Source organism: Chryseobacterium ginsenosidimutans (assembly GCF_039536845.1).
GTDB lineage: Bacteria > Bacteroidota > Bacteroidia > Flavobacteriales > Weeksellaceae > Chryseobacterium > Chryseobacterium ginsenosidimutans_B.
Genome location: NZ_BAAAZJ010000011.1, coordinates 377,431 through 391,787 on the forward strand (window position 1 = coordinate 377,431; position 14,357 = coordinate 391,787).

Annotated in this window: 17 protein-coding genes; 7 read left to right on the forward strand and 10 right to left on the reverse strand. The window is 33.5% G+C overall.

Translation table 11 applies throughout. The features are described 5' to 3' along the window. Positions 1-121: 121 nt before the first annotated feature. The 7 genes from ABD745_RS18110 to ABD745_RS18140 form a co-directional block, all read right to left on the reverse strand. Positions 122-634 (reverse strand): DUF6973 domain-containing protein, encoded by a 513-nt coding sequence (locus tag ABD745_RS18110; RefSeq protein WP_344833395.1) that lies wholly within the window; start codon positions 632-634, stop codon positions 122-124. Between the two features lie 54 nt (positions 635-688). Beyond that, positions 689-1,543, reverse strand: a complete 855-nt coding sequence (gene accD, locus ABD745_RS18115; RefSeq protein ID WP_344833398.1) for an acetyl-CoA carboxylase, carboxyltransferase subunit beta — start codon at positions 1,541-1,543, stop codon at positions 689-691. A gap of 89 nt (positions 1,544-1,632) precedes the next feature. Further along, on the reverse strand, positions 1,633-2,703 hold the full coding sequence (gene fbaA, locus ABD745_RS18120) for a class II fructose-bisphosphate aldolase (protein WP_344833401.1): 1,071 nt from the start codon (positions 2,701-2,703) through the stop codon (positions 1,633-1,635). A gap of 70 nt (positions 2,704-2,773) precedes the next feature. Continuing rightward, complete coding sequence (locus tag ABD745_RS18125; RefSeq protein WP_344833405.1) at positions 2,774-3,640, reverse strand: NAD kinase; 867 nt, start codon at positions 3,638-3,640, stop codon at positions 2,774-2,776. A gap of 6 nt (positions 3,641-3,646) precedes the next feature. Continuing rightward, positions 3,647-4,294 (reverse strand): CBS domain-containing protein, encoded by a 648-nt coding sequence (locus ABD745_RS18130; RefSeq protein ID WP_344833408.1) that lies wholly within the window; start codon positions 4,292-4,294, stop codon positions 3,647-3,649. A gap of 185 nt (positions 4,295-4,479) precedes the next feature. Next, positions 4,480-5,010: an RNA methyltransferase gene (locus ABD745_RS18135; protein ID WP_344833411.1), complete on the reverse strand. Its 531-nt coding sequence runs from the start codon at positions 5,008-5,010 to the stop codon at positions 4,480-4,482. 47 nt (positions 5,011-5,057) lie between these two features. Further along, on the reverse strand, positions 5,058-5,954 hold the full coding sequence (locus ABD745_RS18140) for a bestrophin family protein (protein ID WP_344833414.1): 897 nt from the start codon (positions 5,952-5,954) through the stop codon (positions 5,058-5,060). Between the two features lie 110 nt (positions 5,955-6,064). On the opposite strand from ABD745_RS18140, the gene ABD745_RS18145 reads away from it, so the two are divergent. From ABD745_RS18145 to mutS, 4 genes are all read left to right on the forward strand, one after another. Then, positions 6,065-6,229 (forward strand): hypothetical protein, encoded by a 165-nt coding sequence (locus ABD745_RS18145; RefSeq protein WP_344833419.1) that lies wholly within the window; start codon positions 6,065-6,067, stop codon positions 6,227-6,229. Positions 6,230-6,338: 109 nt separating this feature from the next. Then, positions 6,339-7,223 carry a cupin-like domain-containing protein gene (locus ABD745_RS18150; RefSeq protein ID WP_344833422.1) on the forward strand — a complete coding sequence of 295 codons (885 nt, stop codon included), beginning with the start codon at positions 6,339-6,341 and terminating at the stop codon, positions 7,221-7,223. A gap of 51 nt (positions 7,224-7,274) precedes the next feature. Further along, a complete protein-coding gene (locus ABD745_RS18155) occupies positions 7,275-7,763 on the forward strand; it encodes a hypothetical protein (RefSeq protein WP_344833425.1) in 489 nt (162 codons plus the stop codon). A gap of 131 nt (positions 7,764-7,894) precedes the next feature. Continuing rightward, positions 7,895-10,492 carry a DNA mismatch repair protein MutS gene (gene mutS / locus ABD745_RS18160; protein ID WP_344833428.1) on the forward strand — a complete coding sequence of 866 codons (2,598 nt, stop codon included), beginning with the start codon at positions 7,895-7,897 and terminating at the stop codon, positions 10,490-10,492. A 64-nt stretch (positions 10,493-10,556) separates the two neighbouring features. Here mutS and ABD745_RS18165 read toward each other — a convergent pair whose 3' ends face one another. Further along, the gene (locus ABD745_RS18165; protein ID WP_052185951.1) at positions 10,557-10,985 is read right to left on the reverse strand and encodes an energy transducer TonB; all 429 of its coding nucleotides are present in this window, start codon (positions 10,983-10,985) and stop codon (positions 10,557-10,559) included. Between the two features lie 161 nt (positions 10,986-11,146). Between ABD745_RS18165 and ABD745_RS18170 the strand changes: the two genes are divergently transcribed. The 3 genes from ABD745_RS18170 (at position 11,147) to ABD745_RS18180 (ending at position 12,788) form a co-directional block, all read left to right on the forward strand. Further along, positions 11,147-11,635, forward strand: coding sequence for a TlpA family protein disulfide reductase (locus tag ABD745_RS18170; RefSeq protein WP_344833432.1), 489 nt, complete (start codon positions 11,147-11,149; stop codon positions 11,633-11,635). Between the two features lie 13 nt (positions 11,636-11,648). After that, positions 11,649-12,305 carry a thioredoxin family protein gene (locus tag ABD745_RS18175; protein ID WP_344833435.1) on the forward strand — a complete coding sequence of 219 codons (657 nt, stop codon included), beginning with the start codon at positions 11,649-11,651 and terminating at the stop codon, positions 12,303-12,305. A gap of 84 nt (positions 12,306-12,389) precedes the next feature. Next, on the forward strand, positions 12,390-12,788 hold the full coding sequence (locus tag ABD745_RS18180; RefSeq protein WP_344833438.1) for a ribosomal maturation YjgA family protein: 399 nt from the start codon (positions 12,390-12,392) through the stop codon (positions 12,786-12,788). A 10-nt stretch (positions 12,789-12,798) separates the two neighbouring features. On the opposite strand, the gene ABD745_RS18185 is transcribed toward ABD745_RS18180, so the two are convergent. After that, complete coding sequence (locus tag ABD745_RS18185; protein WP_344833441.1) at positions 12,799-13,716, reverse strand: YARHG domain-containing protein; 918 nt, start codon at positions 13,714-13,716, stop codon at positions 12,799-12,801. Next, on the reverse strand, positions 13,713-14,351 hold the full coding sequence (locus tag ABD745_RS18190) for a DUF2306 domain-containing protein (RefSeq protein ID WP_344833444.1): 639 nt from the start codon (positions 14,349-14,351) through the stop codon (positions 13,713-13,715). The genes ABD745_RS18185 and ABD745_RS18190 overlap by 4 nt, the downstream gene beginning before the upstream one ends. Between the last annotated feature and the right edge of the window lie 6 nt (positions 14,352-14,357).

Here is a 14,357-nt window from a genome sequence, read left to right on the forward strand (position 1 = left end):
TTTTTGAGCCATTAAGATTCAATAATAAGTTAAGAATATTAGGCAAAAATTAAAAAAATCAGATTGATTTATCTTAATCACACTTAAAATCTTAATTCTCCTTAATAGTTTAAGTTGAAATTTACTTTTCATCCAAATAAACCAAAAATCCTTCAAAATCATCATTCAGATTTTTCAATACTTTTGCATCTTTCATTTTCTTTTCCAGGCCGTCAATGAAAAAGCTTTTCTCAAAAAACTGACGATGAACTCCCGGTAACAATTCCTTAAAATAATCCATTCCAAATTTATTGTTATGAAGATCCATTTTTGTTTCTAAAGGTTTGTTGGGAAAGAGTTCTTCGTGCATATCCGTGATTCTTTTACAGAAATCAAGTGCTTTTTCAGGAGAGGAAACTTTAGAACAGTACATGGCGATAAAACAACACCAGAGCGCGTGTCTGAAAGCATTTCCTATCCCATTATTAGAAGCTGTTTCAGGAAATTTTTTCTGTGCAATCGTGAAAGCCTGAACGGTAGCGTGAAAACTTAATAAAGAAAAAATAGGATGGGGCAGAATGAGCGATAAAAGACGCATAATCTTTTTTAAGCTCATACTTCGGATCGTATTAAAAAATATTCTGAAAGTTCTCATAAATAAAAATCTCTCCCTAATTAGAGAGAGATTATGGTATTTTGTTACAAATTATTAAGCTTTTACAGCTAATAAATTTACTGTTTTAGCAACGGTATCTCTGATTTCTGTTCTTTTCACAATGAAATCTACAAATCCTTTCTCCTGAAGGAATTCCGAAGTCTGGAAACCTTCCGGTAAATCTCTACCGATCGTTTCACGGATAACTCTTGGTCCTGCAAAACCGATTAACGCTTTTGGCTCAGCCATGATGATATCTGCTGTCATTGCAAATGAAGCTGTAATACCTCCGAAAGTCGGGTCGCAAAGATAAGCGATGTATAAAAGCCCTGCTTCTGAAAGCTGAGCCAACTTAGCCTGTACTTTTGCCAACTGCATCAAAGAGTAAGTTGCTTCCTGCATTCTTGCACCTCCTGACTGACAAATGATCATATAAGGAAGCTTATTTGCGATACAGTAATCAATTGCTCTTCTGATTTTTTCACCCATTACAGAACCCAAAGAACCTCCGATAAAAGCAAAATCCATACAAGAAACCACCATTTGAGTTCCTTTTACAGTTCCTACTGCATTTCTGATAGAATCCGTAAGTTTTGTTTTAGCTCTTACTTCTTTCAAACGGTCTGCGTAAGGTTTTGTATCTTTGAAGTTCAGGATGTCAATACTTTCAACATTGGCATCAAGCTCCGTGAATTTACCTTCGTCAAAAAGGATGTCAAAAAATTCTGCACTTCCTATTCTTACATGAAATCCGTCTTCAGGGGAAACATAGTTATTTCTCTTCAGTTCATCATGTTCCACTACTTTTCCTGATGGAGTCTGATGCCAAAGACCTTTGGGAACGTCTTTTTTCTCATCAGTAGATGTCGTAATATTTTGTGCTTTTCTTTTAAACCACTCGAATGCCATATTGTCTGTATTAATGTATAAAGGTAAACTGTATTCAATTAAAAAATCTTATCATTAAAACTTTATAATTGAATACAGTTGTACAGTTCTTATTTTAAAGTATCTATGTTATTTAAATCTTCAAACGCCTGAACCAATCTTGCAGAGAAAGTTTCTTCACCTTTTCTTACCCAAACTCTTGGGTCATAGAATTTTTTGTTTGGTTTTTCTTCTCCTTCAGGGTTTCCGATCTGAGTTCTTAAATAATCGATATTGTTTACCATATAATCTCTTACTCCTTCTGTGTAAGCGAATTGAAGATCAGTATCAATATTCATTTTAATTACACCGTAATCGATAGCCTCTCTGATTTCCTCCAAAGTAGATCCAGAACCTCCGTGGAATACAAAATTGATAGGCTTATCAGCAGTTCCGAATTTTTCCTGAACATATTTCTGAGAATTGTCAAGAATTTTCGGTGTAAGAACTACATTTCCTGGCTTATAAACTCCGTGTACGTTACCGAATGCGGCAGCAATTGTAAAGTTGTCAGAAATAGCTTTCAATTTTTCGTATGTATAAGCGATATCTTCCGGTTGAGTATATAATTTAGAATTGTCAACGTCTGAATTGTCAACACCATCTTCTTCACCTCCTGTAACCCCGATCTCCACTTCAAGTGTCATCTGGATTTTAGCCATTCTTTCGAAATATTTAGCAGAAATTTCTAAGTTTTCTTCTAAAGGCTCTTCAGAAAGATCAAGCATGTGAGAAGAGTAAAGAGATTTCCCAGTCTGTTTGTAAAATTCTTCGTTAGCATCCATAATTCCGTCGATCCAAGGCAATAGTTTCTTTGCACAGTGGTCTGTATGTAAAATTACAGTTGCTCCATAAGCTTCTGCAAGAGTATGAATGTGTTTTGCTCCGGCAATTGCTCCTAAAATAGCAGCTCTCTGTCCGTCGTTGTTTAATCCTTTTCCTGCATTATAAATAGCTCCGCCATTAGAGAACTGAATAATAACAGGTGAGTTTAGTTTTGCTGCAGTTTCCAATACTGCATTTATGTTGCTTGAACCAATTACGTTTACTGCAGGTAATGCATATTTGTTTTCTTTAGCATGCTGAAAAATATCAGTAACTAATTGACCTGTGGCAACTCCTGCCGGGAAAATTCTGCTCATGTTTTACTTTTTAATATAAATTATTAGGGTTTGTAAAATTCCTGTAAAGGTAAGAATTTTTAAGATATTGTTAATTTCTTTTGTCTCTTCCCCAAAGTAGCTTTTGGCGGATGGTTTCATAGAAGCTGAGATTGTTTGGCTGAACCAGCAAAATCTGAAAATTTGCTTTTCTTACGACAATTTCTTTATCTGTTTCTATGTGTATCAATCGAGAGTCCAGAGAAAGGGAGTATTGAGAAACCCTGCTTTCTACTTTAAATTTAATTTCAACTCTATCGTTCACGACTAAAGGTCTTACGTTCAAGTTGTGGGGAGCGATTGGAGTGATAACAAAATTTTCGTTGTTCGGAGAAATGATCGGTCCGCCACAGCTTAAAGAATAAGCGGTAGAGCCGGTCGGAGTAGAAACGATTACGCCATCTCCCCAGAAAACATTTAAAAATTCGTTATTAATATAAGAATCCACCGTTACCATCGAAGTCGTTTCCTTTCTTGAAACAGTAACATCATTTAAGGCATACGGGAAAAAATCTTCCAGCTCGGGCGAAACTACCTGAATAACGGAGCGACGGCTTGTTTTAACATCACCTTTTAGGATAGAATCCAGTTCTTTAAAGGCTTCTTCTTTGGTAAAACTTGCCAAAAATCCCAATCTTCCGGTATTTACACCAACGATAGGGATTTCAAGGTCTTCAATAAAGGTTAAAGAATTTACAATCGTTCCGTCACCTCCAAAGGTGAAGAAAAGATCGACTTTCTTATCCAGAAGATCCTGTTTGCTATTAAAAGTTTCGAAAATTTTTGAAAACTGAAGAGCTTCAGCCATTTCATCATACAAAACAGATTTTACACCTCTGTTTTCCAGCTCGGAAATAAATTTACTTAAATATAAAAAAGTATCTAGATCTTTTTTCTGAGAATATATGGCTGCCTTCATTAGTTTTTATATTTCTATGAATTTTTGGAAAAACCCGAATCTGTCATTAAACAAATCCGATTTTTCATCAGAATAATATTTTTCGACTATTCTATAATCATACCGGTCAAATGTTTCATCAATGGAGCTCAGATTTTCATTGCTGATTTTTATTGTTACCTGAATCACTTCATCGGACATGAAACTGATAAAGGCACCATAAAATTTAGAATTGTTACTTTCCACAATTTTGGCAATTTCCGTCATTGAATATTTTCTGGAAGGAACTTCTACCGTAAGGATTGCTCCTGATTCTGAAAACAGCGGATATTTCGACAAATCCTGGAAAATATCTTCACAACTTATATATCCCAGATATTTTTCTACTTTATTAATAACAGGAACGACGTTCGCATTGAATGTATGAAACAATCTGATGCTGTCCATAATATTGTTATCTTCAAGAATGGCAAAACGCTCGATCTGGTGTTCAATATTTTTAAGGATTCCGTCTTCGTAAAGAAAATCCTGTGCAATTGCTCCGTAAAAATGGTGAGATTTTTTAATGAAAATATGAGAATATCCAAATGCTTCTAACATTTCTCTTGCTGATTCTATCGAGTCAGTCAAACTAAAACACGGAAAGTCTTTTGAGATATAATCCTTGATAAACATTGTGCTAATTTATAAAAAATTAAATGAAACCTTTTCTGAAATTCAAACTTTTTTTCAATAAAATAAAAAAAAACGAACCTAAAATTTGTTTGTGATGAAAAAAAAAGTACCTTTGTCGCCTTTCATTTTTACTTTTTATTAGATTTATTTCAAACTGCACTGTCTTTTAGGCACATGCAGTTTTTTTATTTTAAGGCTTTTGCAAACTCCCACATTACGATTCCGCCGCAGACACTTACATTTAAAGAATGCTTTGTTCCCAATTGAGGAATTTCTAAGAAAGAATCGATGTTTGGTAATGCTTCATCACTGATTCCTTCTACTTCATTTCCTAAAATTACAGCATATTTTTTCGATTTATCTATTGTAAAATCTGAAATCATCTGGCTGTTTGTGGTCTGTTCAATACCGATAATTTCAAAACCCTTCGATTTTAAATCACTGATTGTCACGTTGATATCATTTTCATGGCTCCATTCAACACTTTCTGTTGCTCCCAAAGCGGCTTTATGAATTTCACGATGCGGAGGCTGAGGTGTAATTCCGCAAAGAATGATCTTCTGAACCAAAAATGCATCTGCCGTTCTGAAAGTTGCACCCACATTATGCATGCTTCTGATATTGTCTAAAACCACAATTAATGGAATTTTTTCAACAGTTTTAAAAGTTTCTACATCTATTCTGTTGAGCTCTTCCAGTTTTAATTTATGTACCAATTTATTTTTTTTGTCAAAAATAGCTATAAATATTTACGATTTTTAAGTCAGAAAGGATTTTTATCATTTTTCAATCCCATAATCTGGTGTACGCTTTTTTCAATATTTTGAGCGATGGTTTCCATAGGAATGTCGTTTTCATCATTATTAAAAGGATCTTCAATTTCTTCGGCAATCAATTCAAGACTCATTAAAACGTAATAAATAAAAATCGTCAGCGGAATGATAAAGTTCCCAATATTAATCACATAAGCAATAGGAAGGGCAAAAACATACAGGATAATGAATTTTTTTATAAATGAAGAATAAGAATATGGAATCGGCGTGTTTTTAATTCTCTCACAACCTCCGCAAACCTCAAGAAAACCGGAAAGCTGAGTATCTAAATACAATAATTCTATGTCTGAAATTTTCCCTTCTTTTTTTAATTGATTTAATTTGTGGCTCATCAAAATTACAATTTCACTTGGGCCATGATGTTTTATATGATTTTCAAGTTCGGTGTAATCTTCATCCAAAGCCAGTCTTGTTGATTCTTTTGATAAATGTTTTGCCAAAAAATGAGGAAAGAATTTTAAATATCTTGCAATTTGTTCTGCATTTTGTCTGTCATCTTCAAGAATTGTATTGATTTTTATGGCGAAATTTCTAGTGTCATTAACCAATTTTCCCCAAAGCTTCCTACCTTCCCACCATCTGTCGTACGCTGTATTTGTTCTAAAAACCAACAGTAAAGAAAGCACAAAACCGAGCATGGAATGAATCAATCCAACATTGCTGATTCCTGATTTTGTGGTTAAATGAAAGTATTCGATTTCCAGATATTTAACTCCCCAGGAATATAGCCCTATAAGTACCATACTTGGAAACAGAATTTTTAATGTGTCACTTTTATGTAGGCTGAAAAGGATTTTCAGGAAATGTTTGGTGTTATAAACTCTCATAAATTCTCTTAGTTCTACAAATATAATTTTTTCATTTTATCCCGACTTTACGGGAAACCATAAATTTTTCTGCTGCGTTCCTTCTTTCTTTGTTAAAAAAATAATACAAAATGGGATATTACAGAAAAGGGCATTATAAAAGGGACGGAACTTGGGTGAGCGGACATTATGTGAGTAAATTTGGAAGCGGAAAAAGAAGATCCAAAAGTCCGAAAGGTTGTGTTGTGATTATTTTTGGTGGACCCATTTCGATATTTTTCTATCTTTTAAGTTAAAAATTTACCGTTTGCCCTATGAAAAAATAAAAACGGATATTAATGTTAAAATTTTTCTGAATTTCAAAAAAACACTACTTTTAATCCTCATTTCAAATACCAAATCAAGATGATTCTCGAAAAAGTAGATGTTGTAACAGATATTAGTAAAGAAGATTTTCAGAAAAATTATTTTAAAAAACATAAGCCTCTTCTGATTAAAAACTTTGCAAGTCGATGGGATGCTTTCGACAAATGGAATTTCGATTTTATCCGTGAAAAAGCAGGTGAACAGGAAGTCCCTTTGTATGATAATAAACCTGCCGATGCTTCTAAAAGTACAGACGCACCCGTTACCAAAATGAAAATGAAGGATTATATTGATATCATTAAAAGCAAACCTTCAGATCTTCGTATTTTCTTTTATATCATCACCGACAGGCTTCCGGAACTGTTGAAAAACTTCACGTACCCAGATTTGGGAATGAAGTTTTTTAAACGACTTCCCACCTTATTTTTTGGAGGAAGTGATGCTCATGTTCTAATGCATTATGATGTAGATTTAGGAGATTTTCTTCATATTCATTTTGAAGGGAGAAAAAGAATTTTGTTATTCGACCAAAAACAATCTGCATTTTTATATAAAGTTCCGTTGTCTGTTCATACGATTTACGATTTGGATTACGAAAATCCTGATTATGAAAAATTCCCTGCTTTAAAACATGCCAAAGGTTTTGAAATTTTCATGGAGCATGGTGATGCCCTTTTTATTCCGGGAGCTTTCTGGCACTTCAACAGATACCTGGAACCCGGATTTTCAATGTCGCTTCGTGCGTTGCCGAATAAGCCGAGTGTTTTTGCGAATATGCTGTATCATGTTTTTATTATGAGATATACAGATAAGCTGATGCGAAAGTTTTTTAAAGCTAAATGGGTGAATTACAAGCAGAAGTGGGCATATAAAAAGAGTTCGAAAGCTTCGGAGGAATTTGAGATGAAGCAAAAGAAAATTTAATACAGTATCACTTATAAGTATTTGCAGATAGCTACAGATTTATAAAAAACGATGGATAAGAATTTTACTTTTCAAAAACATATTTTGATTGTGGGAAAAACAGAAATGGAAAGACAAAAAAGTCTAGCACACATTCTAAAGTATTCTAATCTTGAATGTATTAGATTTCCTACATCTATGAAATCATTTTCTGATTATTTGAATATAATTCAATCTAAAAAACTCTTTTTTCCATTTTACGAAACAAAAAGAAAATATAATTTAAATCGAATTTTGGATTTTCATATTGATTGGATTTCCGATAACAATTGCCTTTTTGTTTTTAAAGAGTTTCAGAAAGTTGAGGATAAATTTAGTTTAGAAATAATGCGAATTATGATTAATAATTTGGAAGCTAATGATAAATCAGCGACCAAAATAATAATGACTTTGGAAGACGAAACAGAATTAATTAATAATCTTAATGAAATTGTAAATGAAACTAAATACAAAACTAAAGTTCAGGTAGTAGAAAGTAATTTACAAATTGTCGCATTGTAATTTTTTATTTTAAGGCAATATTATTGAAGATCTGTGCGTATCTGCGAAATCTGTGGGAAAATAAAATGAGCATTTTAATCCTTCTGTTTTATTTCATACTTTTACCATCCTAATTTTTAAGAAAGATTTTAATGGCAAAGGCGACGAAAGAAAAGAAAGAAACTCCGTTAATGACGCAGTATAACACCATCAAGGCGAAATATCCTGATGCGCTTCTGCTTTTCAGAGTTGGAGATTTTTACGAAACTTTCGGGCAGGATGCTGTGAGAACTTCTCAGATTTTAGGAATTGTTCTTACTAAAAGAGCAAATGGAGACGGACATATCGAATTGGCAGGATTTCCACACCATTCTGTAGATTCTTACCTGCCAAAATTGGTGAGAGCGGGAATGAGGGTTGCGATCTGTGATCAGTTGGAAGACCCAAAAATGGTCAAAGGAATTGTAAAAAGGGGAGTAACGGAACTGGTGACACCGGGAGTGACGTTCAACGATCAGGTTTTAAATTCAAAAAAGAACAATTTCCTGCTTTCTCTTCATAAAGAAAAGGAAAAATTCGGGATTGCTTTGGTGGATATTTCGACAGGAGAATTTTTGGTGAGTGAAGGTAATTTAGAAAAGTTGCTTCACATTGTTAATACTTTTGATCCGAGTGAAATTATTTATCAGAGAAGCGTTCAGATTCCGGAACAGATTAAAAATAAAAATGCCTTCAAACTTGAAGACTGGGCTTATCAATATAATTTTGCTTACGAAAAACTAACCAATCATTTTAAAACCAATTCATTAAAAGGTTTTGGAGTTGAAAACCAACCGTTGGCGATTACCGCGGCGGGAGCAATTTTTGCTTATTTAGTTGAAGATACACATCATAACTTATTGGCACACATTACCAAAATTCAGATTATTCCGCAGGAGGATTTTCTGATGATGGATAATTTTACCCTAAGAAACCTAGAAATTGTTTATCCAAGCAATCCACAAGGAAAATCTTTACTGGATATTATTGATAAAACATCAACTCCGATGGGTGGAAGATTGTTGAGAAGGAGAATTATTTTACCATTAAAATCAGTTAGTGAAATTGGCAGAAGACTTTCTTTAATTGATTTTTTAAACGAAAATGACCATCTTAAATACGAAATTTCCCAATTATTAAAATCGATTTCCGATCTGGATCGATTGATGGGAAAACTGGCCGCGGAAAAAATTTCACCGAAAGAATTGGGCTATCTTCGTCAAAGTCTTATTAATATTCATAAAATCAAAGCTCTGCTTCATCCTCATGCTGATGTTTTGGCTTGGCTTGAACCTTTATATGATCAGGACGAACTGATTAAATGTCTTCAAAATCATTTAAATGATGAACTTCCCGTCAATCTCGCCAAAGGAAATGTCATCAAAGAAGGAATTTCCGAGGAACTGGACAGATTAAGAGGCCTTCAGTCTAAAGGGCGTGGTTTCTTAGACGAAATGTGCCAAAGAGAAATCGAAAGAACCGGAATTACAAGTCTTAAAATTGATTTTAATAATGTTTTCGGATATTATATTGAAGTCCGAAACACTCATAAAGATAAAGTTCCAAGTGATTGGCTGAGAAAACAAACGTTGGTAAATGCCGAACGCTACATCACGGAAGAATTAAAAGAATACGAAAGTCAGATTCTTGGAGCCGAAGAGAAAATCGGAGTACTGGAAAATCAGCTGTACAGAAAGGTTTGTGCCGAAACGATGATTTATATCGATCAGATTCAGGAAAATTCTAATATTATTGCGCAGTTGGATGTTGCTGTCGGTTTATCGGAACTGGCTGTTTCTGAGAGCTATACAAAACCTGTTTTAACCGAAACTTTTTCGATTGATTTAAAAGAAGCAAGACATCCGATTATAGAAAATGCATTGCCTTTAGGTGAAAAATATATTCCGAATGATATTTTCTTAGACAAAGATTCTCAGCAGATTATCATGGTGACCGGACCTAACATGGCGGGTAAATCGGCAATTCTTCGTCAGACTGCGATTGTTTGTTTATTGGCTCAAATCGGAAGTTTTGTTCCTGCAAAACATGCTGAAATCGGAGTTTTAGATAAAATTTTCACGAGAGTAGGAGCGACGGATAATATTTCTGCAGGTGAATCTACTTTTATGGTTGAAATGAATGAAGCCGCAAATATTTTAAATAATATTTCCGAGCGAAGTTTGATTTTATTAGATGAAATCGGACGTGGAACCTCTACTTACGATGGAGTTTCGATAGCTTGGGCGATTGCAGAATATCTTCATCAGCATCCGACTCAGGCAAAGACTTTATTTGCAACACATTATCACGAGCTGAATGAAATGACCGTGAATTTTGAGCGTGTGAAAAATTTCCATGTTTCTATTCAGGAGAATAAAGGAAATATTATCTTTTTAAGAAAATTAATTCCTGGTGGAAGCGAGCACAGTTTTGGTATTCATGTAGCAAAATTAGCGGGAATGCCTTCAAAAGTAGTCAACAGAGCCAACGAAATTCTAAAAACGCTGGAAGCCAGCCGCGGACAAGGTACCGGCGCAACCGAAACAATTAAAAGAGTAACAGAAGAAAATATGCAATTGTCTTTCTTTCAATTAGATGATCCTGTTTTGGAAAATATCCGTGAAGAACTGACGAAAATTGATATCAATACATTGACACCGATTGAAGCTTTGATGAAGCTGAATTCGATAAAGAAAATGATTGGAAAATAAAATAAGGATCTCAAGAAAAGCTCTTGAGATTTTTTATGATGTTATTATACAAAAAACGCTTCGTTTAAAACTTTTTCAACGTCAAAGGAAAAGTGTAAAGAAATCTTACAGGTTCTCCGTTAATTGTAGCAGGTTTCCATTTTACAAAAAGCCTTCTTACTGCAACTTCTGCAGCTTTCGAATGTTTTATGTCGTCTCCTGTTGCAGTAACGTATCTTACATATCCGGTCTTTTCAACAATAAAATAAACACGGGTGTTGATTTTTTTTGATTTTACATCAATAACATCCATGCTTTCTGCAAATTTTCTTTTAAAAGTTTCCATTCCGCCAGGAAATTCAGCCGGAGTGTCTGCTTTGGTAACAGCGTCATCCAATTTCATTTTTGTTTTTAAAACGGCATAATCAGGAAGCTCTGAAACGGAATTGAATTCTGTTTGTGCAAACAAAGAAATACTGAAAAATAAGCCTAAAAAAAATATTATCTTCTTCATATTTTCAAAAATAGTATATGTTTTTTAGAAAAGCAAAAAAAGAGCCGAAGCTGTTTTTGATGTTACAAATGATTGTATTCGTAATGATCAGAATAAAGTTAAAAATTATCCTTAAAAAAATAAGACAGGATTTTTAATTCAATAAATCATTAATTTTGAATATGAAAAATTTAATAAAAATATTTTTTCTGCTTGCAGGTTTTACAATCTCTAATGCACAACAGACAAAAGTACCTTCCGTGAAATATGAAGAACTTGAAAAACGCATTCAGCAGGAACAGGAAGGAGATAAACTTGTTGTGGTCAACTTTTGGTCAACAACATGTGCACCCTGTGTGAAAGAACTTCCTCATTTTATGGAAGTTAATAAAGTATATGCAGGAAGCATAAAGATGATTTTGGTTTCACTGGACAGATTAGCAGATAAAGAAAAAGTAATAAAATTTATCAAAAATAAAAAGCTTACTGTAGAGGTTATTTTATTGGACGATATTAAGAGAATGAACACCTGGATTCCCAGATTTGAAAAAAACTGGGACGGAAATATACCGGTAACTTTATTTTACCGAAATGAAGATAAAGTATATTTCAACGATGGGGAAATGGGTAAAAAAGAACTGGAAAATGTTATTGTTACAAATTTACTTTAAAACAAAAAATAATATGAAAAATCTGAAAATTTTAATAACAGCTTTTATCATTGGACTTGGGCTGTTGAGTTTTACAGCAATCAATCATGATAAGGAAAAAACTCAAAAACAAAATACTTCTTCTTCAAAAGGTTATGAAATAGGAGACGAGGCTACAGATTTTAAGCTGAAAAATATTGACGGAAAAATGATTTCTTTGGCTGATTTTAAAACAGCGAAAGGGTTTATCGTTGTCTTTACGTGCAATCATTGTCCTTATGCCAAGAAATATGAAGACAGAATCATTGAATTAGACAAAAAATTCAAATCTCAGGGTTACCCCGTTATTGCAATTAATCCAAATGATCCGTCTGTACAGCCTGAAGATGGCTACAAACAAATGATCGAAAGAGCAAAAGAAAAAGGTTTTACATTTCCTTATTTAGTTGATGAGGGGCAGAAAATTTTTCCGCAATACGGAGCAACCAAAACGCCTCATGTTTTTCTTTTACAAAAGGAAAACGGTAAAAATATCGTAAAATACATTGGTGCCATCGATAATAATTACGAAAATCCGAATGATGTTTCAGAATATTATGTTCAGGATGCGGTGAATGCACTGATTAAAAACGAACCAATAAAAATGACAAAAACTGTTGCCATCGGATGTACAGTAAAAGTGAAGAAATAATATATTTGCAAAATATATCACTAGGAACGGGCTTTAGCCCGTTTTTTTAATAACAAAATCATTCGGCTTTAGCCAAACATAAATATGAAAATTCAATTTAATCTCAAATATTTCATTCTAACGATCGCGATTTTCTTAATCGAGGTATTGATTGCAACAAAACTCAAAGGTATTTTCTTCGTCCGTGCTTATCTTGGAGACGTTATTGTCGTAATATTAATCTATACTTTTATCAAAATTTTCTTTAAAATTAATGACAACCAAAAACTCATTTTCGGGATTCTCATTTTTTCCTGTTTGGTTGAATTTGCACAGTACTTCAATATTGCAGACAAATTAGGCTTCCGGGAGGGAAGCCTGATGTATATCGTGATCGGAAATTCGTTTTCGTGGATCGATATTCTGTGTTATGCGGCCGGATGTTTATTGCTTTTTCTTTTTGTGAAACTGCAGAAAAATAATATTCAATTTAATCTCAAATAGTTATTTTAAACTACCTTCCAAACTGGTCATACTTATCTTCTGCATACTTGATAAAACGGTTCAGTAAAGCCACATTTTCCTTTTCCATTGGCGAAAGATCCTTATCTACATTATTTGATACGGGAATATACCAATCTGTCTGCTCAAAGAAATTTCTGTAAGTAGCTTTTTTGAAAGAATAACCATGTCTCGCAAAAACAGAGTTTTTAATAATTTCCATATCCAGTTTTCTAAGATTTTTAAGGTCTTTTTCCGTTAATTTCTGCTTGGAAGCATTGATTTTGAAAACAGCATCAGAAGCAATTCTGTTTTTAGAAGCGGTGTAAGTTTCTGTTTTCCCTGTTTCTTCGTCTGTATATTTTTCAATAAAATCTTTCGGATTTTCCCAATCGATCAGATCGTTGTTTTCGTTCAGCATAAAATTGGGATTGTACACAAACTCTTTCTTTATCAGTTTTAAAGTTTTCAAAGGTGCTTTTACAGCCGATTTATTGAAGGCGTTCCAATTTCCTGTTAGGCTGTCATTATTTAATTTGACCTCAAATCTTCCGTCGGTTTTATTATTTCCGGGTTCATCCAGAACAAAAGATCTCGTCGTTTCATTAAAAACACCCCGGAACGGACGTTGATTTCCTTCCACAATACTTTGTCCGTATACGCTGTCTTTCGTAATTCTGTTGATCTTTAAAGAAATTTTCTTGTAGATCTCACCTTCATATTCTTCACCATCTTCAGAGGTAACCATACCTTTTCCTGCAAAGTCGCCCATGTAAATTCCATAATATTCTTTATAGATTTCAGGAGCGATGACAGAATCTTTTTTTGCCGTAAGACTGTCTTTTGAAGAATCTGTTGTTTTTGCATCTTTCTTACAGGCAACTAAACTAATTGTAAATAAAGAGATTAACGTTAATTTTAAAATTTTCATATATGTTTTTTTGCGATTAAATATTCAATCAATAATAAGTTAGGAATCCAGCCAAGCCATGCAATAATCTGATAAACATCCATCGGATTCGGATGGAATAAATATACAATAATTACTTTCCACATTCTTAAAGTGACAGCAGATAAAGTCAGTGCAAAACTGCGCCACATCCATTGTTTATGTTCTTTAAATTTTTTCTGTCGTGCAAACTGATACGCTTTAAAAGTTGAAAACCACCACAAACAGCCCAAAATAACAAATGAGATCTTAGATAAAATTCCGCCATTGGCAAAAATTCCCATGTAAATTCCTGATGGAGCTGAAAAAAACAGAATAAGAAAAATATAAACTTTTCCCGCATTTTTATGGAAATTTTTTAATCCGAAATCTTTCCTGAGAATCGCTAAAAATCCACTCAATAAAACAAAAATACTTGTATAAACGTGGGTGTAGAAAAAGTAGAGATATTCTGATCTTTGCCCAACTTCCGTTTGCTTAATCATTAAAAAACTTACATCTGTTTTTAAAGGGATATATTCTAAAGTAATTTTCAGCATCAGCCAAAAGAAATATCCAAATCCGATGATTAAAAGGATTTTAAATGAGTTCGAAATATTTTTTTTAGTTGAAAGCATTTTAGT